Here is a 21,827-nt window from a genome sequence, read left to right as displayed (position 1 = left end):
AGCTTTAGAAAATTTAAAAATTTGAAACGTACTAAAAACGTACTAAATTAATTCATCTAGTTTATTTGATACCATAGTATCTTTATTAGGATATAGGTGTGAATAAGTATCTAATGTAGTTTGTACTTTTTCATGACCTAATCGTTCTGAAATTAAAAGAGGAGTAAATCCTAGTTCTATTAATAATGATGCATGTGAATGTCTAAGGTCATGTATTCTTATAATAGGTACACCACTTTTCTTACAGACTCTTTTCATTTCATGAGTTAGAAAGAATTTAGTAAAGTTAAAAATTCTATCAGATTTATTATAATCATATAAGCTATTAATATAAGTTTCTATATCATTGCATAAGGCATTAGGTATAGAAACTTTTCTTTTACTTTTAGGAGTTTTAGGTTCGCTTACAATATCTTTTTTATTTAATCTAGTATAAGTTTTATTTATATCTATGGTTTTATTATTTAAATCTATATCATTAAATGTGAGAGCCATTAACTCTCCACTCCGAATACCTGTCCAAAATAAAATTTTAAATGCTAGATTAGATATAGGTTTATCATTAAATTCTATAAATGTTTTAAATTGTTCTGTAGTCCAAAATTTCATATCATTTGCATTTTTTTTTCCCATGGTTCCCGCTTTATGGCAAGGGTTTGTACTCAATCCATAAAATTTTATTGCAAAATTAAGTATTGCTGATAATTGATTATTTATTGTTTTTAAATATGTATCAGAGTAATTCATATTTTTTAATTTATTTTGCCATTGTCTTATATCATTAGGTGTTATATTAGCGACTATTTTATCTTTAAAATAAGGTAATACTTTTAAATTAATAAGAGTCTTTTTATTTTCCAAAGTAGTTTTTCTCACTCTAGTTTTAGCATCTTCTAAATACAAATTTACAAGAGTAGAGAAGCCTATATCGGTATTTTCTTGTGTCTTAACTAGGAATTCTCTTTCAAATTTATCAGCTTCTCTTTTAGTTTTAAAACCTTCTTTCTTTTTCTTTTTTCTCTTTCCAGTCCAATCCACATAATAGAAAGAACAATAGTAGGTTCCTCTTTCAGGATTTTTGTAAGTTGGCATTAAATCATCTCCTTTGCTAAAATTGAAAATACTATAAAATTAAATGATTAAACCCATTTAATTTTATAGTATTAGGTATTAATTGGAATTGTTGATAATATTCCAGAAATCACTTTCTGAAATAATGTCAATATTTAATTTTTTTGCTTTAGAAAGTTTACTTTTGCCTGGGTTATCACCTGCAATTATTAAATCAGTTTTACCGCTAATTGAAGTAGTAGTAATAGCACCATGTTTAATTGCTAATTCCATCATGTCAATTCGGTCTTTCATCATATCTCCAGTAAATACCAGTTTTTTATTATTAAATACGTTTGAAACTATGTTTTCTTTAGCTAAATCAAGTCGTTTTTTATCATTTTCTTTTTGTTGCTTAGAAATATAATAATTAGGAGTTTTTTTCTTAATAGGTTTGTTATCGGGAGGGATTTCTTTTTGTGATGATGCATTACTTAGTAAAGTCCATTTATCTACTTTAGTTATTTTTAATACTTCTAGTAAATCTAATACATCTTTCATAGCTTCATGTGATTGAGTATTTTTAATATTAAAATATTCTAAAATTGTTACCAATTTATAGTTTTTAATTTTATACCTAGTTTTTATATTATTCATACTGCAATAAAATTTAGTTTTTTCATCAATCCATCCCCAATATTTTAAAAAACTTCTATCGAAACTGGCGTTATGAGCAATTAATGGGCATTTATATTTTTTTATAAATGTTTTAAATTTATTTTTAAATTCTTCATTTTCCTCAATGGGCAGTAACCCTTGTCCATATCCTTTGGTTGCTAAATTTTTATCTTTTATAATTTTTAAGTGTAGTGAGTCGATGATTTTATAATCTTCGACAAATATTGCTGCAACTTCTTGAATTCCTGAAGCAGGACTAAAACTCATAGGTGTTTCAATATCAACTATAATGAATCTATCATGTTTTTGCATCTCAACAAAATAATCTGGGTGAATGCTATGAAGTTGTCCATTAACATTGAGTATAATTTCATTATCATCTGCATATCCTATTACATCACATTCAACTGTTGAATAATTTGTATAATACCCTTTATAATGTAGTTTTTTAATTTCAGTAGATTTAGGAGAAATAATTTCTAATTTGCGTAAAATAGTTAGTTTTTCATCTAGAGAGGTAAATTCCTTCCAAGCCCTTTTAGGATAAATCATTTTATTGTATCCTCCTTTATATTATAAAATTTAAGTAATTTAGGTATAGTGATTTTAACTAAGTTCATCTGAAAGTTAAGAAAATAATCTTCTATAATAGGGATTTCGTTTAAGTATTCAAGCATCTTTTTTTTATTTTTAATAGGACCTTTATAGTTTGCATATATGGTTTGAATTGAATCATAAGTTATCCAATTGTAAATCCAATTTAAATTATCTTTAAGCTTTTTGAGATTTATGTCAGAAAGTCCTTCATTTTTTATGTCATTAATAATTAAGAGTGTAGTAGTTCGAGTAGAGCAAATAATTCTAAAGCATTCGGAGATGCTATCGATATCAATTTCAATACGTTTGCTTTGGTCTTTTCTCCATCTAAAATTAATAGAATTAATAATTTGTTGTTCTAAAGATTCTATCAATGTCAGTCCTCCTTTAATATTAATAATATATTTAAATAAAATTTTTTAACTTATCTAATAGCTCACAGGCTCTTTTGGGGTAATTAATATAATCTCTTGAATAATTATCAATATATTTAATATACATATATGTAGCAAATAAGTCAGCTTGATATTCTTCCTTTAGATTCATTGTATAAGATGAATTCAAAAGAAGAGTATCTTTATGTCCTAAAAAATAGTGGCCTAATTCGTGGAATAAAGTAAAGTTAAAGTCTTCCTCAGTTAAATTGGAGTTTATTACGATCATTTGTTTATTTGGTGATATATAATTGAAGAATCCATTTACTGAATTGCTTAATGGCTGTATAGAAAATTCAACTCTTTTCAATTGTTTTACTAATTCAACCGGATTTGTGCAATCAGTTTCTTTAATTAAATCATCAGCTAAGTTTTTTATATACGGAATAATACTCAAGGTATATCTCCCCCTTTTATACTATAGTAAATTTATATGTAATTTCTTATGTATTTTGATATATTTTTTCTTTCTGTAACTTGAATTCCGTATATATATTATTTATATTTCTTTGGTGTAAATTTCTTTTTATTCTTTATCTTTATAGCTTCTAAAGTACTACGTAAAGCATTTTCAATGGCAAAATAATCTTCTTCATTTAAGCAATCTTTATTTTTAGAAAATGAAAGAGATAAATTATCTATAATCTTTTTAGCTTCATCGTCTATATCTCCTTGTTCTTTTATTGATAGAGAGTAATCCCTTTCTTTTTTTTCTTCAATTTTCTTTTCTTTAGGTTCATCATTGAAAAATATATCTTCGAAAAATACATCTACACTGACATTTAAAGCTTGTGCTATCTTTTGGATTGTATCCATTCTAGGATTCGAATTTTTACCAGTAAGAATATCTGAGAGTGTTGATTGTGCCATATGTGCTTCTTTACAAAGCTTATATCGACTCCAACCTTTTAAGGTTAATTCTTTTAAAATTAAGTCTTTATTAAACAAGTAAATCATCTCCTTTATTTCTATATAGCGAAGTATATATCAGTTAAAACGTAATGTCAAGTAAAACGAAGTAAAAAAGAGGAAATAAAAGTTATTTGATGATAATACTTCGTTATGACGGTTTGTTGAGTTGATAATGCTTTTATTACGTAGTAATATTGTTTTAACGAAGTATTCGTATTACCGAAGGGGTGAAAAGATGTTATCAGAAAATATAGAAAAACTAGCGAAAGAAAAAAATATTACGATGTATAGGATAGCAAAAGATGGAAATTTATCAATATCTTATGTTTGGGAGATATGTAAAGGTAAAAGAAAAAATCCTAGTATATTAGTAATAAGTAAAATAGCAGATGTTTTAGGAACTACTGTTGATGAATTAATAAGTTAAAGGAGAGTGGAAAAGATGAATAGTTTAGTAAAAATCAATAATAATGATTTACAAACAAAAGAATTTAAAGGACAAAGAGTAATAACATTTAAAGAAATTGATTTAGTACATGAAAGAGTAGAAGGAACAGCGAAAAGAAATTTCAACGAAAACAAAGAACATTTTATAGATGGTGTAGATTATTTTATTGCAAAACCATCAGATTTTGAAAAGTACGAAATTCATACTTTAGAAATACCGAATAGAGGCTTAACGTTAATTACTGAAAGCGGATATCTAATGTTAGTAAAAAGTTTATCTGATGATTTAGCATGGAGTGTCCAAAGGGAGTTAGTTAATAAATATTTTAGAGTAAAAGAGAACAATCCTACATGCATAGAAGATGTACTTATAAATTCACTTCAAGAAATGAAAGCTATAAAACAACAACTTAATGAAGTTAATCATCACGCATTAGAAGCTAAAGAGAAGGTAGAAGAAACTAAAGAGGAAGTCCAAGCTATGAGAGAAGCTGTTACTTTAGATGCTAATTCATGGAGAAAAGATACAGCAACGCTTATTAATAAGGTAGCAAGTAAGTTAGGTGGTTTTGAACATATAAAACCAATAAGAGAAGAAGCATATAACTTATTAGATAATACTTATGGAGTTAATCTAAAATCAAGACTTTTAAATAAGAAAAAGAAGATGGCACTTGAAGGGGTACCAAAATACAAAATAGATAAAGTAAATAAATTAGATGTTATTGAAGGTGATAAGAAACTTATAAATGGTTATATAAATATAATCGGAAAGATGGCAATTAAATACGGAGTGGGAGAGGTTTAACATGAGTAAATTAATAAAAACAACTGATGCAAATATAGAAGTTAACACAAGTGAAATAAAGGTAGTAGAGATAGAAAATTATTCTTTTGAAATGGATGATAGATATCCTTGGATTAGTATTTATTTCTTAGGTGATGAATGTAAAACATTCGTTACAGAGATAGATGGAAAAGAAGTTGAGGGCGTAATATCCATTGAAGAATTGAAAATAGTAGCTTTAAATTGGTTTTTCAATAATGTTGAGATTGTTAAGGAAATAGATACATCTAACAATGAGGTGAATTAGAGATTTTATATAGAAGGAGTGTAAGAAATGTGTAAAAAAAAGTTACCCAAAGCAGACCCTAAATCATCCTACTATAAGGTTGGAGATGTTGTAGAGAAAGTAGAGGTATCAGAAAATAAAGCCTACGCAATAATAAGAGAATTAAATTTAGAGTTAAAAGATAAAGGGTATATAACCGTAGCGGGGCAGATATCAAAAAAATATTTTAAGGAAAGATATTATGGATAATTAAACTTATCCACAAAAACTGTGGACAACCTGTGCAAAACTTGTTGAAAGTATGTAGATTAATAAGAAAAATGTAAATTTAGGGAGGTTTTATTATGCAAATTCATTCAGAAGAAATAGAAATATTGATAAAAGAGAATCAAGAACTAAAGCTAGAGAATGAGGTGTTAAGCAGACAAGTTTGTGACAGTAAGTCATGGACATCAATAAGGGAAGGAATAATAATACCACGATTAACAAAGTTAAGTATCAAGAGACATTTAATATCCATGATAACAACACCGATAGGACAAATAGTAAAAGAGTATTTAGATTTAAGGAGATTAAGTGAAATTGATGAAACTAATTACGATGAAGCAAAGAGCATAGTAGTGGAGCTGTTAGATGTTTTAGAAAATCATGAGTGTAGTAAATCTAGTAGATTGAATATGTAGGTATTGGAATGGATAAAGGTAACTTCATTGTATATGAAGCAACACTTATGTTTATAGGGTTAAGTTTATTAGAGAAATATTATATAAGACCTCTAGTAGATAAATATATAAATAAAATTTAGGAGGAATGTAAAAAGAAATAGTTGAAAAAATTCAACTATCACTTTAAAAATTTAATATATTTAATATTATCAAAATTAATAAATACATTGCAACTAATACATGAAAACAAAACATTCCCAGTTATTTCGAGTAAGCCTTTGTATATATTTGATAAGGTATATATTTTATTATTTGAAATTGAGTGTACTTCAATTAAATCATACAATTCTAAAAATGAATCATTATTGAAAAAAATAATAATTTTCTTTGGCATAATACTTTCCCCTTTTTTATAGTTTATTAATTATATCAGAGAATAGAGAGAGAAGTGTTTCAGTTATAAAAATAAAAACTTAATAAAATCTTAAAAATAAATATACAAAATATGAATAAAAAGGAGAGATAAAAATGTCAATAAATCAAACACAAGAAAGAACTAATAATATCAAGGAGGGTATTGATATGAAGCAATACGTATTAGAAGAATTTAAGGAAAAGTTCAGCACTATAGGAAGTCATATAGAACAAGGAGAATGCTCAGGATTAAGTGAAATTATAGAAAAATATATACAATTAGGACTTGCTATTATAGAAATATCAGAATGTGTAGGTTAATTATGATAGAGGTATTAATATTATATCTAGTCCCTGCCTTAATCGGTGGGGCACTAGGACACAGAACATTTGATAAGTATCACGGGGAGGAAAGCTAGATGTCTAAGGTGTATTGCTTTATAAGTGATGAGGAGTATGCTATAGCTGCTCAAAATGGTATTTGTAAAGAAACTATAAGAAGTAGAATAAATAAACTTGGATGGAGTAAAGAAAAAGCTCTGACTGAAAAGATAAATTCATTAAGTGAATGGGTTAAATTAGCTGAGAAAAATGGTATACCTAGAGCTTCGTTTTATATGAGAAAAAATAAATTAGGGTGGTCTTTAGAAAAATCAGCAACAACACCACTTATGAAGAGAAATGAAATAATGAATAAGATGCATGAATGCAATAGAAGGCATAAGAAAGAGCACGTTGATTTAGCAAAACGTAATGGGATAGAGTATAGAACCTTTGTTACAAGAGTACAAAGATTAGGTTGGGATCCTATTAGAGCAGCGACAGAAAAAATAAAAAGATGATAGATGGGTGATAGCAATGGAAAGAAAAGAAATTAAGGCAATGGTAAGTCGTTGTAAAAATCATAAGAGTTGTAAAGGATGTTTATCTGATAAAGACTGTAAAAGAATAGGAGTTATTATAAATTTAAGAGAGTTAGGAATAAGCATATTCCCTGGCAGATGGAGAGAAGGAGATATTGATTACATTTTAGATACTATAAACACTTAGGAGGTAAGAGGATGTTAAAGGTATTTTTAAAAAGATTATTTAAGTCAAGAAATATGAGCAAAAGGGAGAAAAAGGTATTTTTACAAACAATAACAATAGAAAAATAGGATTATTAATGATAAAAAAAGTCATTTTGCAACCGACCAAAGTATGCAAAATGACAACGAATGATATTAAACAATAATATTTTATCATTAATAAAAGCCTTTATCAATAGGAGGTTTTTTAGATGAAAGTATACGATTACTATATAACACCTGAAGAGTATGAAATAGCTGCTAAAAATGGAATTTGTAAAGCTACTTTAAATTATAGAATTAGATATTCAGGTTGGAATAAAGAAACTGCATTAACTAAAAGAATAAGACCTAAAAGAAATCATGAAAAATGGTTACCTGTAATTTATAAGAACGGAATTAGTAGAGATACTTTTTATAAAAGATTAAAAAAGGGATGGACAGCATATGATGCAGCAACAATTCCTATTATGGGTAAGGAAAAAGTTGCAAAAAAGGCTATTCTTAAGAACAAGAAATACTCTAATCAAATTCTAGAGTTAGCAGAGAAAAATGGTATTAGTTATAACACATTTATAACTAGAATAACTAAATCGAAGTGGGATATTATAAAAGCCGCTACAACACCCATAATAACACCAAGAGAAAAAGGTTTACTGGCTAAGGAAAAACTTAGTAAGTATATAGATAATTTTTATAAATTAAAAGATGCACAGTATAAAGAATATTGCTATAAGAAATCCTTATTAATGAATGGGGTAAATGTTGGACAAAGTAGTAATAGTGATATTTATTAGAGAAATTTTTATAGAAATTTGATTGTAGTTATTTAGAAATAACTACAAAAGATAAAAAGTACATCACAAAATAGGAGGGTTTAAAAATGGAGTTATTAAAGGACCTAGAGCAAGGGGCTGAAATATTAAAAAATGACTTGGAGCTTTTATCAAATTCAATTTCTAATATAGGATTTAATGAAGATAAAACAATAGATAAAGATCAAGTAGAGAATGCATTAGATAGAGTTGTAACATCTTATGAAAATATATTAATTGATATTGATAATGCAGAAAGGAAAATAGTTGATATAACTAAACCTAAATCAAATATATATCGAAAATTACAAGCGGCTAAAGTTAAACTGCAAAAGAAAGATTTAAAGAAAAGTGGTTTTAATAAATATTCTAATTATAAATATTTTGAACTTGGAGATTTTCTACCATATATAAATGAAATTTGCTTAGAAGTTGGATTGTCTACAGAGATTAGATATACAACAGAGGTTGCAACATTATATATAAGAGACCTTGATAACCCCCAAGAGGTAATTAAGTGGGACACACCAGTTAAGATACCAACTTTAAAAGGATGTAGTGAAATACAGGCGATAGGAGCTTCTCAAACATTCTCAAGAAGATATTTATATACATTAGCATTTGATATAGCTGAAAATGATGCTATAGATGGCGGAGAGATAGATGTGTCAGCAGAAGAAGGAAAAAGAAAAATAAATAAAGCTGCATTTATAACAATTAAATCATTAATAGATCAATCAGGAGCGGATGAAAAGAAATTCTTATCATGGATTGGAGTTTCTAAGGTTGAAGATATTACGAATGAAGCATTAAATAAATGCATTGAAATGTTAGAAAAAAAGAAAAAAGATATTGATTTAAAAAAGCAACAAGAAGAACATCAAAAAGAATTAGAGCAACGTCAAGAAGATTTTGAATTTTAGGAGGATTTAGAGAATGAGAGAAATAGAAGTTAAGAAACAACTACCGGTTATAAGTATGAACTTTGAAGAGGTAAAAGTATCATTACAAGATACTATGAGCAAATATGAGGGCATAGTTGTAACAGAAGAAGGATTAAAAGATTGTAAAGCAACTCAAAAGGACCTAGCAGGACTTAGAAATAAAATAGATACTTACAGAAAAGATGTTAAGAAAGAAATGGAGTTACCTATTAAAGAGTTTGAAGGTAAGTGTAAAGAATTAATTAGTCTTATATCAGATGTAGAGAAACCAATAAAAGAAGGAATAAAAATCTATGATGATAAGCGTAGAGAAGAAAAAAGGAATAAAGCTTTAGAGTATATAAAAGAAAGTATACAAGCTCACAATTTAACTCAAAAGTATTCAGATAGATTAGATGTAAAAGATAAGTATTTAACTCTTAGCGGAAGTTTAAAGAGTATTAGAGAAGATATAGAAATGAGAGCAGTAATGCTAGAAAAAGAGCAAGAAGATGAAATGCAAAGACAAGAAATGCTTAAAATATCAATTCAAAACGCTATAGATAATGCTAATGAAGGCATAAATACAAAATTAAAATACGAGGATTTTACAAAGTATATAGAGTTTGGATGGTCTTTAGATAGGATATTAAAAGAAGTTAATGATAAGGCAACTATGATAAAGGAAGCTGAAAAGCCAAAGGAAGAAGTACAAGCTCCAATAGAAAAAGTAGAAGAAATTAAACAAGTACCAGTAAAAGAAATAAAGCAAGATGAAGAAAGATACTTTGTAGATATTCATGTTGAATCTGACTCAAATAGAATGAGAATATTAAGTAGTTTCTTAAAGAATAATGGGTATAAATATGAGGTTCATAATAAAGGGAAAGTTAAGTAAATGATAATTTAATAGAACAATACGAAGAGCATAACGATGCGAGAATGGAAAAATATTCTAATTTAGATTGCATTTTATAGGAGGAGACAATGGCTTATGTTAAATGGATAAAGATAGTTACAGATATATTTGATGATGAAAAAATATTATTAATAGAAAGTATACCTGAAGCAGATAGCATAATAGTAATTTGGTTTAAGCTTTTATGTTTTGCAGGAAAAAATAATAATAGTGGTGTTTTCATGATGAATGATAAGATTGCTTATACTGATGAGATGTTGGCTGCTATATTTAGAAGACCATTAAACACTGTTAGATTAGCATTAAAAACATTTGAAAAGTATGGAATGATAGAGGTGATAAACAATGCTGTAACCATTCCGAACTGGGAGAAACACCAGAGTTTAGATGTATATGAAAGTAGAAAAGAAAAGGATAGAATTCGTAAAAGAAAGGAAAGGGAGAAACAGAAACTTTTGGCAAATAAAGGAGAAAAATCTACAGATTGTCCGACGACTGTCCGTGGATTGTCCTATGGACATCCGTCGACTGTCTCCTCCCTAGAAAGAGAAGAAGAATTAGAAAGAGAAGAAGAAAGAGAATTAGATAATAATATTATATCTAAAGATATAATATGTAGTACTTTCGTACAACGATTAATAGAAAAATGGAACTCTCTTAATCTATCAACTAAATTAACTAAGATTACTCCAAGTACCATCAGACATAAGATGTTAAAGGCTAGGGTTAAGCAATATAGTGAAGATGAAATCTTAAATGCTATCGATGAAATATTGAAAAGTAAGTTTTTAATGGGTAAAGCAAGTGATTTTGAAATAACATTTGATTGGTTTATAAAGCCTAATAACTTTTTAAAGGTGTATGAGGGAAATTATAGGGATAAGGAAGGTGGAGGAAGTGAAGGAGATACTAGACAGGATAAAGAAACAGATCAAGGAAAGAAACCAGACTTCTCCTGTTTTGAGTAAATACAAGTGTGAGAGGTGTAGAGATACAACATGGGTTAAAGGAGATAACGGGCTTAAAAGGTGCGAGTGCTATGAAATGGATTTTGTATCTAGGTTATGGGAGAACTTTGGGATAGCTCCTAAAGATATAAAACTTTTAAAAGACTATAAGCCGTGGAATGAGATAACCAAGAAGGCGAGAGTCATAGCAGTTGAATATATTACTGATTTTGATGATATAAAAGGTGATAGAGAAAATGGATTTTGTCTTATGGGGCAACCAGGAGCTGGAAAGACACATATAGTTACATCTATAGGAAAAGCTTTATTAGATAAAAAGATACCAGTGGTATACATGCCTTACTTAGAAGTTATGAGAGAACTTAAAGCTTGTAGTATGGATGAAGAGTATTATAACAAAAAGATTGATAGATATAAGAGGGCTAAGGTTTTAATTATTGATGATCTATTCAAAGACAAGGTTAGAAAAAATAAATTAATTGGTGAATTAAACGAAGCGGATATAAAACATATATATCCAATATTAAATTATAGATATTTAAATTATTTACCAACTTTAATAAGTACTGAATGCACACCACAGATTTTATTAGATTTAGACGAAGCTCTTGGAGGAAGAATCTTAGAGTGTTGCGGTAAAAGGTTTGGAATAACATTTAAGGATAATTGTAACTATAGATTGAAAAAGTTTAGTGAATAGAGGGGACTTAATGAGAATATGTGAAATAGAAGATTATGGATTATCTCACTTAGTGGAATTACACCATATAGTATTTAGAGTACTGGAAAGATGTTTGCAAGGATAGCTCAAAAGATGGAGTTTGTTTTTACAGAGAATATCCATTAACAAAATCAGAAAAGGTATATTTTTAGTTTATAAAATATAATAATTATATGGAGCATGAAATTGAGAAAGTTCATTAAGTGTATAGTGTGGAGTAATGGGGGTGTTAGTGCAAATAAACAAAGATTATGTCCTAGATAATTAATGAAAGAATAGTTAAAAAGACCTATGAAAAATGAAGATTAATTAGTTATATTCTGGCTAGGTAATTCAATATGAAAGGAAGTGAAACTCTCCTTTGGCAAGATATGAGTTTCAGCCTAGCCAGTTTATTATATAGAGGTGATTAAATGTGTAATCAGGTTGAGTGTAAGTGGAATGCTAATGGTAATAAATGCATCAACAGTGATATTAAATCCTTATTAGAAAATGATAATATCATATGCAAATGTGGATTTGTTGAATATCATGATGAAGGAAAGATTAAGTTTTTAGATAAGAAGGTGTTATAGATTGGATAAAGAGACTTTTAAAAAGACAGAAGCAGCGTTGTATAGATACTTTCAATATAAAAAGAAAATATATTATTTAAAACAATGGGTAGAGCAATTAAAGAGTAGATTAGAAAAAATAGAAAAAGATATTATAGATGCTAATGTTACTATAGATTATTACCAGAATGGTATAGGAATATCCGAAAGGGTTCAAACATCACCTAGTGGAAATAGCTTTGCAGAAGAACAAATGTGCAAAGAGATAACTAAATTAGAAAGAGAACATTTAATAATCAGCAAGAAGATATTTAAAAATAATCATAAGATAAGGGAGTTAGAGCGATATGTAGATAATATGGAAACTAATTTAAATACTTTAGAGGAAGAAGATAGACGATATATAGAGTTAAAATATGGTGATAAAAAAAGCGTACTACAAATAGCACGAAGTTTAAATATAGCTCAAGCTACAGCATACAGAAAAAGAGGAGAAGTTATTGCAATAATTGCAGAATATAAAAATACAATAATGTTTAGGAAAAAGGCTGAAAATGATAAACATTTGATAAATATATGATAAAAAATATTAAATAAAGTGTGGTAGGATATAAGTGTGGACAGGTTGATGAAGTTTAATTGTTCATTAGTGATCCTCCTTTTTATAGATAGGCAGGGATAAAACCCTGCAACGTGGAGATATAGCTCAGTTGGTAGAGCGATAGGCTGTTAACATATGTGTCGAGAGTTCAAGTCTCTCTATCTCCTCCAAATAAAGACTGATAGTAGGGATTACAACGTGCTATTAGTAAGTTTACAAAGAGAATTCAGTGTAAAAGCTGGGTTCTTTTATTTTGCAACGAAAAGGGATTTTACTTATTTTGTAGAATATTGCATATAGAGGAGGGTGGAGTATGAAAAAAGAAGATGTACTATTAAGAATGGAAGAATTAATCAGTGAATTATATAATGAAATAAACACTGAAAGTTGGGCACAGGATGAACAGGTTTATAAAAAGAAGATGTATGATTTTTTTATAATATCAAATGCATTGGATCAATTAATACAGTATAGATATTGTAATTCAATGTCAAAAGAAGAATACAAAACATCTGTAAATAATTTAATTGATAAGTTTTTAGTTTAATTAAGAGTTGCTTTTATAGCAACTCTTTTATTTTGAAAGAAGGTGAAATAATGAATATACAGGGTAAAATAAATAAATTGATAAAAGGATTAAATATTTATGGATATATATACTTAGTGAATAGAGAGCAATTTATAAGCAATAAAACAGGTAATGTATGTACTGTATATAAGTTATTTCACTTAATAGATGTTGAAGAGTATAACAAAATGTATCCAGATAATAAAAAAGATCCTAATAAGTATTCTAAGATTAAGGTAGAAGTACTAAGTACATTTAAACAACAAGAAATACTTTTAAAATTAGTTGAGATATATAAAGAAGTAGGTGGAGCAGATGGATAATAAAAAGCTTACACCAAAACAGAAGGCATTTGCAGATTATTATATTGAGTTAGGGAATGCAACAGAAGCAGCAAGAAGAGCAGGTTATAGCAAGAAAACAGCAGCAGTAATAGGAACAGAGAACCTAACAAAACCTAATATAAAACAATATATAGATGAACGTATAAAAGAAATAGAAGATAAGAGAATAGCAAAGGGTGAAGAAGTCCTCCAATACCTCACAAAGGTTATGAGAGGAGAAGAAAAAGACCAATTTGGATTAGATGCATCACTTCAAGATAGAACTAAAGCAGCAGAGCTATTAGGTAAAAGATATAGATTGTTTGCTGATAAGGTTGAAATTGAAGGGACTCAGCAAGTTCAAATAGTGGATGATATAGATGAATAGGATAAAACTTAAATCAATAATAGCGAGAAGTTTTTATGAAGCTCATAAGGATATAAAAAGAGGATTTCATACCCACTACTGGTTTAAAGGCGGTAGAGGAAGTACGAAGTCCTCTTTTATCTCAATAGAGATTGTGTTAGGCATGATGAGGGATGCTCAGGAAGGAATAATGTCTAATGCTTTAATATTAAGAAGAGTTAAAGATACTTTATCAGAATCAGTAAGAGATCAAATTAAGTGGGCTATAGATGTTTTAGGAGTAAGTAATGAGTGGCATGTACCAGAAGCTAAATTAACAATAACATATAAGGCTACAGGTCAAGTAATAAGGTTTAAAGGTGCTGACAATCCTAAGAAGGTTAAATCTACCAAAGTACCTAAAGGTTATATTAAATATATATGGTATGAGGAGGTAGATGAATTTGAAGGAAAAAATAAGATAGATACAATAAATCAATCGTTGATGAGAGGTGGTCCTAAATTTTATGTTTTTTATTCTTTTAATCCTCCAGAAAGTCAAAGAAACTGGTGTAACCAAGAAGTTATAGAAAGTAGGGAGGATAAATATGTTCATCATAGTGATTATAGAACGGTTCCTAAAGAATGGCTTGGAGAACAGTTTATCATAGAGGCTGAACATATGAAAAAAGTTAATATTACTAAGTATGAACATGATTATTTAGGAGCTGTAACTGGAACAGGAGGAGAAGTGTTTAGAAATATAACTATAAGAGAAATAACGGATGAAGAAATAAAAGTATTTGACAGAATAAAGAGAGGATTAGATTTCGGGTATGGAGCTGATCCTCTTTCTTATATTGTCATGAATTATGATAAGACTAGAAAGAGATTATATATTTTTTATGAGATATATAAAAGAGCATTAGGAAACTCACAAGCAGTAAAGGAAATTGGAGAGGAAAATACAAATAATAGATTAGTTACTGCAGATAGCGCAGAACCTAGGACAATAAATGAGTTTAAAAAGTTAGGGCTTAATATAAAGGGGGCAAAGAAGGGTCCTGATAGTGTTGAACATGGAGTAAAGTATTTAAGTGATGAAATAGAAGAAATAATTATAGATCCTATAAGATGTCCTAATGCTAAAAGAGAATTCTTGGGATATGAACTTGAAAAAGATAAGGAAGGTAATTTCAAGGGTGAGTATCCAGATAAAAATAATCATACTATTGATGCTGTAAGGTATGGAATGGAATCAGAAATAAATTCTAATAAAGTTAGGATTAGAGATAAGAGGAAATTAGGTATTTATTAAATGAGGTGAAGTAATGTCTATTATAAAAGATAGAGATTTATTAAATGAAGATGGAAGTGTTCCAGTTGAGTTAATAAATAGATGTTTAGAGATTCATGGATCTATGATAGAAAGGTATAAAAATTTAAATAATTATTATAATGGGGAGCAAAAGATATTAGAAAGAGTATTTATGAATACAGATTTACCTAATAATAAATTAGTATGTAATCATGCTGAATATATAACAGATATGGCAGTTGGATATGTTTTTGGTTATCCTATAAGTTATTCAGGCCCTAAGTCAGAAGAAATAAATACTATATTTACTGAAATCGATGAAGACTCACATAATAATGAATTGGCATTAGATATATCTATATTTGGTGTTGGGTATGAATTGATTTATATGAATGAAGAAGCAGTAGCAGGCCCTGAATTGGGTGTGAGTAGTCCGTTTAACAGTTTTGTTGTTGTTGATAGTACAGTAAAGAAAGAGACTATGTTTGGGGTAACTTACTTTGAAAAGAAAGATATAAATAATACTACTATAGGTTATGATCTAAACTTATATACTAAAGAAAAAGTATATAAGTATTTTTACAAGAATATAAGTGATAGTTCTCCAGAATTAAAAGAGGAAAAAGAACATTATTTTAATGGAATACCACTAATAGAATATAAGAACAACAAGAAGATACGAGGAGATTTTGAGGGTGTTATAACTCTAATAGATGCATATAACTTACTGCAGAGTGATAGGGTTAATGATAAAGAACAATTAGTGGATGCATTCCTTGCGGTTACTAATGCTAGTTTAGGTGATGATAGTGATGAAAAAGCAGAAACTATAAAAATGTTAAAAGAGATGAAGGTAATAGAATTAGATGTTGGCGGCGACGCTAAATGGTTGGTTAAAACTCTTAATGAGACCGAGATAGAGGTATTAAAGAAATCATTAAAAGATGATATACATGAATTCAGCAAAGTACCATGCTTAACAGATGAAAATTTTGTTGGTAATGCAAGTGGAATTGCTATGAGATATAAATTACTTGGATTTGAACAGTTAGGAAAAACTAAGGAGAGATATTTCAAAAAAGGTTTAAGGGAAAGATTAAAACTTATATCTAGTATAGCCAATATAAAAGCAAAGAATATAAATGTAAGTGACATAGATATAACTATGAAAAGGAGTTTACCTGTAGATGAAGAGTTGTTAATAAAAATGGCCATGGATACAGAAGGGTTTATATCATGGGAGACTAGACTTCAAAGATATGATGCTGAGATTGATGTTGAGGAAGAAAGAAAAAGACTTGAGGAAGAAAATAATAAGAAGTTAGAGCAACAACAAAAAGAGTTTGGTTCATATGATTTTAAGAATATTAGTGACAAAGATATTGAAGATAATAAAGATACTTCAAAAGGCAGTTTAGATGAAGAAAAGGAGTAATTCTTATTGGGAAAGAAGAGCTAACTCAAGAATGGCATCCTATCATAAAAATAGTGATAAAACTATAGCTAAGATAAATAAAGCATATGATAAGGCTGTATCTGATATAGATAAAGATATTAAGAGGATATTTAATAGGTATCATCTAGAGTATGGATTAACAAAAACAGAGGCTAGAGATTTACTTAATTCTTATATTAGTGCTAAAGAACTTCAAGATATAAGAAACAAAATTAAGTATATTCAAGACGAAGATTTAAAAAAGTATCTTATGGCTCAATTAAATTATTCACCATATAAAGCACGTATAACAAGACTAGAAGCATTAAAGGAAAGTGTATATATAAATACTAAGTTAATTGCTGATAAAGAATATAGAATGAGTACTAGTAACTATGTAGATAACATAAATAAAGCTTATTACCATAATATATTTGATATACAAAAAGGAATAGGGATAGGATTTACATTTTCGGAAATGCCAACAGATGTTATAAAGGAAATACTTAAAAATAATTGGAGTGGTAAAAATTACTCATCTAGAATATGGAGAAATACAGATGTATTAGCAGAAAAATTAGAGGAAGTAATTACATCTGGATTAATGAGTGGTAAAAGCTCACGAAGAATGGCTAAAGAATTAGAGGAGCTCACAGAGTATGGTAAGTTTGCTTGTGAGAGACTAATAAGAACAGAGACTACTTATGTAACTAATATGGCTGAACTAGAGGGCTATAAAGAATGTGATGTAGATAGGTTAGTATTTGTGGCTACTTTAGACTCAAGAACAAGTAAAATATGTAGGCGCATGGATGGGAAAGTAATACGAGTGGATAAAGCAATTTCGGCAAAGAATATTCCACCAATGCACCCATTCTGTAGAAGTACTACTATTGCATATTCAAAAGATTTAAAAAATATGCAAAGAAGAGCTAGGGATCCAGAGACAGGAAGGAATTATATTATTGATTATATGACTTATGATGAATGGTATAAGAAGTTTGCAAGTTAATGTGATATTAAGTCTTAGAGATAAGGCTTATTTTTATGTCCTGAATATGACGTTAAACTGTTTAAATAAAATAATTGAATCTAATGGGCAGTGAACATTAGGGGCGAGGAGGAATTTATGTTTATTAGAGATGGTAATTTAAGAAAGAAATTAGGAATGGGTAGATTATTTAATGCCGATACTGGAGCGGATGGAGGCACTGGAACTGGGGCTGATAATGGGAATGATGAAGGTGTGGAAGATGGAGGTCAGGATAAAGAAACTGGAGAAAAAACATTTGATGATGTATTAAAAGATAAAAAGTATCAATCAGAGTTTGATAAAAGAATAGCTAAAGCTATTGAAACTGCAAAAGGTAATTGGGAGGCAGATAACCAAACCAAGATTGAAGAAGCTAAGACGGAAGCTGAAAAGATGGCTAAGATGAATGCAGAACAAAAAGCTGAGTATGAGAATAACAAAAAGTTAGAGGCATTAGAAAAAAGAGAGAAAGAAATTACAACTAGAGAGCTTAAAGCACAAGCTTATGAAACATTAGCGGAAAAGGGATTGCCTAAAGGTCTTATAGAAATTCTTAATTATGAAAGTGCAGAAACTTGTAGTTCAAGTATAGAAGCAGTAGAAAAGGCTTTTCAATCAGCAGTAGAAAAAGCTGTGAATGATAAATTAAGAGGTGATGGACCACCAAAAGGCGGCGGAGATAATAGTACACCTGGATTCGATTTTGGATTCACAGGGGTTAGATCTAAATCAAATAAATAAATAAAGAAAGAAGGAATAAAATATGACAGTAAATTACGCAACGCAATACGCGAAGGAGTTAGCAAATGCATATCCTTACACATTATACTCAGGAGCATTATGGGCTACTGAAAATTCAAGTAAATATAAGGTTGTAGATGCTAAAACTATAAAGATACCTAAATTATCAACAACAGGTAGAGTTGATGGTAATAGAACTAAGATAGGAGACTTTACTCAAAATTTTTCAAATGATTGGGAAACTAAGGAACTTACTAATCATAGAGTATGGCAAACATTAGTTCATCCAATGGATGTAAGCCAAACTAATCAAGTTGCATCAATAGTAAATATAACAAAAACTATGAATGAAACTAAAAAGTTTCCAGAACTTGATGTGATGATGTTCTCAACATTATACAAATTAAAAAATGATAAAGAAACTATAACACCTGAAAAAGCAGAACTTGATTCTAAAGCAGTCCTTGCAAAATTTGACTCGATGATGGATGCGATGGATGAGGGATTAGTTCCACCAACAGGAAGAAAGCTATACGTTGATACCTATACAAAGACTTTAATAGATAATGCGGTAGCTATTGTTAGGACTAATGGTGATAAGGTATTATCTAGAACTGTTTCAAGATTAGATGAGGTTGATATAATAGGAGTTCCAACAACACTTATGAAGACAGCATATACTTTTAATGATGGTAAGACTTCAGGACAAGAAGCTGGAGGAATAACTCCAAAAGCAGATGCTGGAGATATGGCAATGATATTAGTACACCCAAGTGCTATATTACCAATTGTATCTTATCAATTTGCTCAATTAGAATCACCATCTGCATTATCTCAAGGTAAATATGTTTATTTTGAAGAATCATTCGAAGATGTATTTATATTAGATGAAAGAGCTGTAGCAATTCAAATATGTGTTAAGAAAAAAAGCGTAGTTATGGATAGTATTACTTAATTGTGTATTTAAGAGGTGATTACAATGCAAATAGATAAATTGAAGTTAAGATTACCGGAAGTTGATAAAAAGTTATTAAATCAACTTTTGGAAGATGCAGAATCTGAAATATTAGATTTCTGTAATAGAGATGTTCTTCTAGATAAAATGGAAGGATTACAAAGGGAACTAGCTATAATTTATTACAATCGTATGGGAAGTGAAGGAGAAAGCTCGAGGAGTGAGGGAGGGGTAAGTGTATCTTACTCTACCGAAATTCCTGAGAATATAAAAGCTAGGCTAATAAGCTACAGAAGATTAAAAGCGGTAGGTATTGCAAATGCGGATAAAGAATAAAGAAACTTATTATTTAAAAAGAAAGACGTTAATTGAAGATAATGAGGGGGGTAAATACCTCGGTTATTCAAATGAAGTGGTAGAAATAAAAGCTAATATTTCACCTGCAAGTGGAAAGTTACAGGCTGAAATTTATGGAGAAAGATTAAATTATATATGCAATATGCTTTATGATGGAACAGAAACATTAAATGAAGGAGATGGAATTTGTGTTTATGTATCTAAAGATAGTAAACCTGATTATAAAATTATAAGTATAAAAAGGTATTCACATATGTTTATTGAATTGGAGAAGGTATTGCAATGAGTACCATAAAAGGATTAGATAGTCTTTTAAGAAAATTAGATAAGTTAGGTGGAAATGTAGAGGATTCAGTAAAGAAATCTATGCAAAAAAATATAAATTTAGTTAAAGATGAAGCTAAGTTACTTTGCCCAGTTGCTACAGAGGGTGGAGGATATTTAAGAGATAGGATTAAGAAAAGTACAGTTTTTAGAAAAGGAAAGGTAAGGGGGATTGTTTATACAAACGTTGAATATGCAGCTTATGTAGAGTTTGGAACAGGTAAACGAGGAGAAGCAAGCAACACAAATACTGAGGTAAATGTATCTTACAAATCAGATTGGGAAGGTATGCAAGCTCAACCATATCTATATCCAGCATTGAAAAATAATAAAGTAAAAATATTAGAAAATATTAAAGCAGATATAAAAAAGGCTATAAGGGAGGTAGCTAGAAGGTGATAAATATTAAACCTATAATAACAAAAGCATTAAAAAGTGTATGTGATAATATAAATGATACTTATCCATCTGATTGGGCTACATTTCCTGTAGTACAATATATTGAAGAAGATAACAAGACACATACAAAGACAGATAATAGAGAGCAGTTAGTATATATAAGATACAAAATTGATGTATGGAATGATAGAAGCACTTCGGATATTGCGATAGCGGTTGATGAGGTGCTTTCTAATTTAGGATTAATAAGAATACAATGTTTAGATTCTCCAGAGCCTAGTGGACTTAAACATAAGGTAATTAGGTATGAAGGAGTAATAGATGTAAATAATATGAGAGTTTATAGCTCTTAAAGGAGGTAAATAGATGTTAGCTAATGGAACTACGCTAGAGTATAAAGAAAAGAATGGCTCTAGCTATATTAATTTAGAAGGACTAAAGGAAGTGCCAGAGATTGGTGATGAGCCTGAAAAAGTAGAGAATACTTGTTTAGCAGATACTACGAAGAAGTATGAATATGGGATAGGAGATCCAGGAGAATTAGAATTCAAGTTTAAGTATGATAATTCTTCTTCAACTAGCTCATATAGAATATTAAGAAAAGCTGCGGAAGCTAAGAAAGTATTATCATTTAAAGAAACACTTCCTGATGGAACTTCTTTTACATGGGAAGCTCAAGTAAGCATTAAACTAGGCGGTGGTGGAGTTAATGGCGCAGTTGAATTTACTTGTAAGATGGCTCTACAATCAGAAATAACAGTAACAGATCCAGCAGATAAAACGAAAGGTAAAGGTGAATAACAATGGCAAGAAAGCAATTTGCAACATGGGAAGTAGATGGAGAAGAATATAGATTAAAATTAAAGACATCAGCTTTATGTAAATTAGAAGAAAAGTTAGGTACTAGTGTTATGAATGTTATAAGTGATGGAGGAATGCCTTCATTAACTGTAGTTTTAACAATAGTCCATTATGCAATGAAAGATTATAACTCTAATGTTAAATTTAAAGATGTTCAAAATTTATTTGATAAATATATTGATGAGGGTGGTTCACAACTCGAATTCTTTACTAGTGTAGTAATGGATATATTTAAAGTAAGTGGTTTTTTCTCAGAAGCTCAAGCGGAGAAGATGGAGGAGAACCAACTTCAAGCGGAGGAGTTACTAGAAAATTAAATAGTTTTATTG

At 29.2% G+C, this 21,827-nt stretch carries 34 protein-coding genes and 1 tRNA gene; 30 read left to right on the top strand and 5 right to left on the bottom strand.

Annotated features, from left to right (window positions below; translation table 11 throughout):
• Positions 1-42: 42 nt before the first annotated feature.
• The 5 genes from K5V21_RS03765 to K5V21_RS03745 form a co-directional block, all read right to left on the bottom strand.
• Positions 43-1,092: a site-specific integrase gene (locus K5V21_RS03765; protein ID WP_221859326.1), complete on the bottom strand. Its 1,050-nt coding sequence runs from the start codon at positions 1,090-1,092 to the stop codon at positions 43-45.
• Positions 1,093-1,170: 78 nt separating this feature from the next.
• A complete protein-coding gene (locus tag K5V21_RS03760; RefSeq protein ID WP_221859325.1) occupies positions 1,171-2,280 on the bottom strand; it encodes a BRCT domain-containing protein in 1,110 nt (369 codons plus the stop codon).
• On the bottom strand, positions 2,277-2,699 hold the full coding sequence (locus K5V21_RS03755) for a hypothetical protein (RefSeq protein WP_221859323.1): 423 nt from the start codon (positions 2,697-2,699) through the stop codon (positions 2,277-2,279). Before K5V21_RS03755 ends, K5V21_RS03760 begins: the two co-directional genes overlap by 4 nt.
• A 31-nt stretch (positions 2,700-2,730) precedes the next feature.
• Positions 2,731-3,156 (bottom strand): ImmA/IrrE family metallo-endopeptidase, encoded by a 426-nt coding sequence (locus K5V21_RS03750; RefSeq protein ID WP_221859321.1) that lies wholly within the window; start codon positions 3,154-3,156, stop codon positions 2,731-2,733.
• A gap of 98 nt (positions 3,157-3,254) precedes the next feature.
• On the bottom strand, positions 3,255-3,716 hold the full coding sequence (locus K5V21_RS03745; RefSeq protein ID WP_245000635.1) for a helix-turn-helix domain-containing protein: 462 nt from the start codon (positions 3,714-3,716) through the stop codon (positions 3,255-3,257).
• Between the two features lie 190 nt (positions 3,717-3,906).
• On the opposite strand from K5V21_RS03745, the gene K5V21_RS03740 reads away from it, so the two are divergent.
• From K5V21_RS03740 to K5V21_RS03595, 30 genes are all read left to right on the top strand, one after another.
• Positions 3,907-4,098: a helix-turn-helix domain-containing protein gene (locus tag K5V21_RS03740; protein ID WP_221859317.1), complete on the top strand. Its 192-nt coding sequence runs from the start codon at positions 3,907-3,909 to the stop codon at positions 4,096-4,098.
• Positions 4,099-4,113: 15 nt separating this feature from the next.
• Entirely contained in the window at positions 4,114-4,926 is an 813-nt protein-coding gene (locus K5V21_RS03735; protein WP_221859315.1) for an ORF6N domain-containing protein, read from the top strand.
• 1 nt (position 4,927) lies between these two features.
• Positions 4,928-5,212 (top strand): ubiquitin, encoded by a 285-nt coding sequence (locus tag K5V21_RS03730; RefSeq protein WP_221859313.1) that lies wholly within the window; start codon positions 4,928-4,930, stop codon positions 5,210-5,212.
• Positions 5,213-5,239: 27 nt separating this feature from the next.
• Complete coding sequence (locus K5V21_RS03725; protein WP_221859311.1) at positions 5,240-5,440, top strand: transcriptional regulator; 201 nt, start codon at positions 5,240-5,242, stop codon at positions 5,438-5,440.
• A gap of 95 nt (positions 5,441-5,535) precedes the next feature.
• Positions 5,536-5,874, top strand: coding sequence for a hypothetical protein (locus tag K5V21_RS03720; protein WP_221859309.1), 339 nt, complete (start codon positions 5,536-5,538; stop codon positions 5,872-5,874).
• Positions 5,875-6,438: 564 nt separating this feature from the next.
• Positions 6,439-6,591: a hypothetical protein gene (locus K5V21_RS03715; protein ID WP_221859307.1), complete on the top strand. Its 153-nt coding sequence runs from the start codon at positions 6,439-6,441 to the stop codon at positions 6,589-6,591.
• A 98-nt stretch (positions 6,592-6,689) separates the two neighbouring features.
• Positions 6,690-7,112 (top strand): hypothetical protein, encoded by a 423-nt coding sequence (locus K5V21_RS03710; protein ID WP_221859304.1) that lies wholly within the window; start codon positions 6,690-6,692, stop codon positions 7,110-7,112.
• Between the two features lie 16 nt (positions 7,113-7,128).
• Positions 7,129-7,320: a hypothetical protein gene (locus K5V21_RS03705; RefSeq protein WP_221859302.1), complete on the top strand. Its 192-nt coding sequence runs from the start codon at positions 7,129-7,131 to the stop codon at positions 7,318-7,320.
• Between the two features lie 229 nt (positions 7,321-7,549).
• Positions 7,550-8,134, top strand: a complete 585-nt coding sequence (locus tag K5V21_RS03700; RefSeq protein WP_221859300.1) for a hypothetical protein — start codon at positions 7,550-7,552, stop codon at positions 8,132-8,134.
• 86 nt (positions 8,135-8,220) lie between these two features.
• Entirely contained in the window at positions 8,221-9,075 is an 855-nt protein-coding gene (locus K5V21_RS03695) for an ERF family protein (RefSeq protein ID WP_221859298.1), read from the top strand.
• Between the two features lie 13 nt (positions 9,076-9,088).
• Positions 9,089-9,973: a DUF1351 domain-containing protein gene (locus K5V21_RS03690; RefSeq protein WP_221859297.1), complete on the top strand. Its 885-nt coding sequence runs from the start codon at positions 9,089-9,091 to the stop codon at positions 9,971-9,973.
• Positions 9,974-10,062: 89 nt separating this feature from the next.
• On the top strand, positions 10,063-10,962 hold the full coding sequence (locus K5V21_RS03685; RefSeq protein WP_221859295.1) for a phage replisome organizer N-terminal domain-containing protein: 900 nt from the start codon (positions 10,063-10,065) through the stop codon (positions 10,960-10,962).
• Positions 10,955-11,662, top strand: a complete 708-nt coding sequence (locus K5V21_RS03680) for an ATP-binding protein (protein ID WP_221859293.1) — start codon at positions 10,955-10,957, stop codon at positions 11,660-11,662. The genes K5V21_RS03685 and K5V21_RS03680 overlap by 8 nt, the downstream gene beginning before the upstream one ends.
• Positions 11,663-12,096: 434 nt before the next feature.
• Positions 12,097-12,258, top strand: coding sequence for a hypothetical protein (locus tag K5V21_RS03675; RefSeq protein ID WP_221859291.1), 162 nt, complete (start codon positions 12,097-12,099; stop codon positions 12,256-12,258).
• Between the two features lies 1 nt (position 12,259).
• Positions 12,260-12,817: a transcriptional regulator gene (locus K5V21_RS03670; protein WP_221859289.1), complete on the top strand. Its 558-nt coding sequence runs from the start codon at positions 12,260-12,262 to the stop codon at positions 12,815-12,817.
• Between the two features lie 115 nt (positions 12,818-12,932).
• A tRNA-Asn gene (locus K5V21_RS03665) sits at positions 12,933-13,008 on the top strand.
• A 143-nt stretch (positions 13,009-13,151) separates the two neighbouring features.
• On the top strand, positions 13,152-13,385 hold the full coding sequence (locus tag K5V21_RS03660; RefSeq protein WP_221859287.1) for a hypothetical protein: 234 nt from the start codon (positions 13,152-13,154) through the stop codon (positions 13,383-13,385).
• A 50-nt stretch (positions 13,386-13,435) separates the two neighbouring features.
• Positions 13,436-13,729, top strand: a complete 294-nt coding sequence (locus tag K5V21_RS03655) for a hypothetical protein (protein ID WP_221859285.1) — start codon at positions 13,436-13,438, stop codon at positions 13,727-13,729.
• Positions 13,722-14,117, top strand: coding sequence for a terminase small subunit (locus tag K5V21_RS03650; RefSeq protein WP_221859283.1), 396 nt, complete (start codon positions 13,722-13,724; stop codon positions 14,115-14,117). The genes K5V21_RS03655 and K5V21_RS03650 overlap by 8 nt, the downstream gene beginning before the upstream one ends.
• Positions 14,110-15,393, top strand: a complete 1,284-nt coding sequence (locus tag K5V21_RS03645; protein WP_221859281.1) for a PBSX family phage terminase large subunit — start codon at positions 14,110-14,112, stop codon at positions 15,391-15,393. Before K5V21_RS03650 ends, K5V21_RS03645 begins: the two co-directional genes overlap by 8 nt.
• Before the next feature lie 13 nt (positions 15,394-15,406).
• Positions 15,407-16,828 (top strand): phage portal protein, encoded by a 1,422-nt coding sequence (locus K5V21_RS03640; RefSeq protein WP_221859279.1) that lies wholly within the window; start codon positions 15,407-15,409, stop codon positions 16,826-16,828.
• The gene (locus tag K5V21_RS03635; protein ID WP_221859277.1) at positions 16,812-17,840 is read left to right on the top strand and encodes a minor capsid protein; all 1,029 of its coding nucleotides are present in this window, start codon (positions 16,812-16,814) and stop codon (positions 17,838-17,840) included. The genes K5V21_RS03640 and K5V21_RS03635 overlap by 17 nt, the downstream gene beginning before the upstream one ends.
• Positions 17,841-17,957: 117 nt before the next feature.
• A complete protein-coding gene (locus tag K5V21_RS03630; RefSeq protein ID WP_221859275.1) occupies positions 17,958-18,602 on the top strand; it encodes a DUF4355 domain-containing protein in 645 nt (214 codons plus the stop codon).
• Positions 18,603-18,624: 22 nt separating this feature from the next.
• Complete coding sequence (locus K5V21_RS03625) at positions 18,625-19,557, top strand: capsid protein (protein WP_221859274.1); 933 nt, start codon at positions 18,625-18,627, stop codon at positions 19,555-19,557.
• A 24-nt stretch (positions 19,558-19,581) separates the two neighbouring features.
• The gene (locus tag K5V21_RS03620) at positions 19,582-19,893 is read left to right on the top strand and encodes a phage head-tail connector protein (protein WP_221859271.1); all 312 of its coding nucleotides are present in this window, start codon (positions 19,582-19,584) and stop codon (positions 19,891-19,893) included.
• On the top strand, positions 19,877-20,200 hold the full coding sequence (locus K5V21_RS03615; RefSeq protein ID WP_221859269.1) for a hypothetical protein: 324 nt from the start codon (positions 19,877-19,879) through the stop codon (positions 20,198-20,200). Before K5V21_RS03620 ends, K5V21_RS03615 begins: the two co-directional genes overlap by 17 nt.
• Positions 20,197-20,637, top strand: a complete 441-nt coding sequence (locus K5V21_RS03610) for an HK97-gp10 family putative phage morphogenesis protein (protein ID WP_221859267.1) — start codon at positions 20,197-20,199, stop codon at positions 20,635-20,637. Before K5V21_RS03615 ends, K5V21_RS03610 begins: the two co-directional genes overlap by 4 nt.
• Positions 20,634-20,990 (top strand): hypothetical protein, encoded by a 357-nt coding sequence (locus K5V21_RS03605; RefSeq protein ID WP_221859265.1) that lies wholly within the window; start codon positions 20,634-20,636, stop codon positions 20,988-20,990. Before K5V21_RS03610 ends, K5V21_RS03605 begins: the two co-directional genes overlap by 4 nt.
• 13 nt (positions 20,991-21,003) lie before the next feature.
• Complete coding sequence (locus K5V21_RS03600) at positions 21,004-21,438, top strand: phage tail protein (RefSeq protein ID WP_221859263.1); 435 nt, start codon at positions 21,004-21,006, stop codon at positions 21,436-21,438.
• A 2-nt stretch (positions 21,439-21,440) separates the two neighbouring features.
• Positions 21,441-21,815: a DUF6096 family protein gene (locus K5V21_RS03595; protein ID WP_221859261.1), complete on the top strand. Its 375-nt coding sequence runs from the start codon at positions 21,441-21,443 to the stop codon at positions 21,813-21,815.
• Positions 21,816-21,827 lie beyond the last annotated feature (12 nt).

The sequence above is a fragment of the Clostridium sardiniense genome, from assembly GCF_019753795.1.
In the GTDB taxonomy this organism is placed as follows: Bacteria; Bacillota; Clostridia; order Clostridiales; family Clostridiaceae; genus Clostridium; species Clostridium sardiniense.
This window is presented reverse-complemented; position numbering and strand designations above follow the sequence as displayed.

Excerpts from the sequence above, each read along its gene's own strand:
- K5V21_RS03765 (WP_221859326.1), bottom strand. The coding sequence starts at position 1,092 with ATGCCAACTTACAAAAATCCTGAAAGAGGAACCTACTATTGTTCTTTC.
- K5V21_RS03760 (WP_221859325.1), bottom strand. The coding sequence starts at position 2,280 with ATGATTTATCCTAAAAGGGCTTGGAAGGAATTTACCTCTCTAGATGAA.
- K5V21_RS03745 (WP_245000635.1), bottom strand. The coding sequence starts at position 3,716 with ATGATTTACTTGTTTAATAAAGACTTAATTTTAAAAGAATTAACCTTA.
- K5V21_RS03740 (WP_221859317.1), top strand. The coding sequence starts at position 3,907 with ATGTTATCAGAAAATATAGAAAAACTAGCGAAAGAAAAAAATATTACG.
- K5V21_RS03735 (WP_221859315.1), top strand. The coding sequence starts at position 4,114 with ATGAATAGTTTAGTAAAAATCAATAATAATGATTTACAAACAAAAGAA.
- K5V21_RS03730 (WP_221859313.1), top strand. The coding sequence starts at position 4,928 with ATGAGTAAATTAATAAAAACAACTGATGCAAATATAGAAGTTAACACA.
- K5V21_RS03725 (WP_221859311.1), top strand. The coding sequence starts at position 5,240 with ATGTGTAAAAAAAAGTTACCCAAAGCAGACCCTAAATCATCCTACTAT.
- K5V21_RS03720 (WP_221859309.1), top strand. The coding sequence starts at position 5,536 with ATGCAAATTCATTCAGAAGAAATAGAAATATTGATAAAAGAGAATCAA.
- K5V21_RS03715 (WP_221859307.1), top strand. The coding sequence starts at position 6,439 with ATGAAGCAATACGTATTAGAAGAATTTAAGGAAAAGTTCAGCACTATA.
- K5V21_RS03710 (WP_221859304.1), top strand. The coding sequence starts at position 6,690 with ATGTCTAAGGTGTATTGCTTTATAAGTGATGAGGAGTATGCTATAGCT.
- K5V21_RS03705 (WP_221859302.1), top strand. The coding sequence starts at position 7,129 with ATGGAAAGAAAAGAAATTAAGGCAATGGTAAGTCGTTGTAAAAATCAT.
- K5V21_RS03700 (WP_221859300.1), top strand. The coding sequence starts at position 7,550 with ATGAAAGTATACGATTACTATATAACACCTGAAGAGTATGAAATAGCT.
- K5V21_RS03695 (WP_221859298.1), top strand. The coding sequence starts at position 8,221 with ATGGAGTTATTAAAGGACCTAGAGCAAGGGGCTGAAATATTAAAAAAT.
- K5V21_RS03690 (WP_221859297.1), top strand. The coding sequence starts at position 9,089 with ATGAGAGAAATAGAAGTTAAGAAACAACTACCGGTTATAAGTATGAAC.
- K5V21_RS03685 (WP_221859295.1), top strand. The coding sequence starts at position 10,063 with ATGGCTTATGTTAAATGGATAAAGATAGTTACAGATATATTTGATGAT.
- K5V21_RS03675 (WP_221859291.1), top strand. The coding sequence starts at position 12,097 with ATGTGTAATCAGGTTGAGTGTAAGTGGAATGCTAATGGTAATAAATGC.
- K5V21_RS03660 (WP_221859287.1), top strand. The coding sequence starts at position 13,152 with ATGAAAAAAGAAGATGTACTATTAAGAATGGAAGAATTAATCAGTGAA.
- K5V21_RS03655 (WP_221859285.1), top strand. The coding sequence starts at position 13,436 with ATGAATATACAGGGTAAAATAAATAAATTGATAAAAGGATTAAATATT.
- K5V21_RS03650 (WP_221859283.1), top strand. The coding sequence starts at position 13,722 with ATGGATAATAAAAAGCTTACACCAAAACAGAAGGCATTTGCAGATTAT.
- K5V21_RS03645 (WP_221859281.1), top strand. The coding sequence starts at position 14,110 with ATGAATAGGATAAAACTTAAATCAATAATAGCGAGAAGTTTTTATGAA.
- K5V21_RS03640 (WP_221859279.1), top strand. The coding sequence starts at position 15,407 with ATGTCTATTATAAAAGATAGAGATTTATTAAATGAAGATGGAAGTGTT.
- K5V21_RS03635 (WP_221859277.1), top strand. The coding sequence starts at position 16,812 with ATGAAGAAAAGGAGTAATTCTTATTGGGAAAGAAGAGCTAACTCAAGA.
- K5V21_RS03630 (WP_221859275.1), top strand. The coding sequence starts at position 17,958 with ATGTTTATTAGAGATGGTAATTTAAGAAAGAAATTAGGAATGGGTAGA.
- K5V21_RS03625 (WP_221859274.1), top strand. The coding sequence starts at position 18,625 with ATGACAGTAAATTACGCAACGCAATACGCGAAGGAGTTAGCAAATGCA.
- K5V21_RS03620 (WP_221859271.1), top strand. The coding sequence starts at position 19,582 with ATGCAAATAGATAAATTGAAGTTAAGATTACCGGAAGTTGATAAAAAG.
- K5V21_RS03615 (WP_221859269.1), top strand. The coding sequence starts at position 19,877 with ATGCGGATAAAGAATAAAGAAACTTATTATTTAAAAAGAAAGACGTTA.
- K5V21_RS03610 (WP_221859267.1), top strand. The coding sequence starts at position 20,197 with ATGAGTACCATAAAAGGATTAGATAGTCTTTTAAGAAAATTAGATAAG.
- K5V21_RS03600 (WP_221859263.1), top strand. The coding sequence starts at position 21,004 with ATGTTAGCTAATGGAACTACGCTAGAGTATAAAGAAAAGAATGGCTCT.
- K5V21_RS03595 (WP_221859261.1), top strand. The coding sequence starts at position 21,441 with ATGGCAAGAAAGCAATTTGCAACATGGGAAGTAGATGGAGAAGAATAT.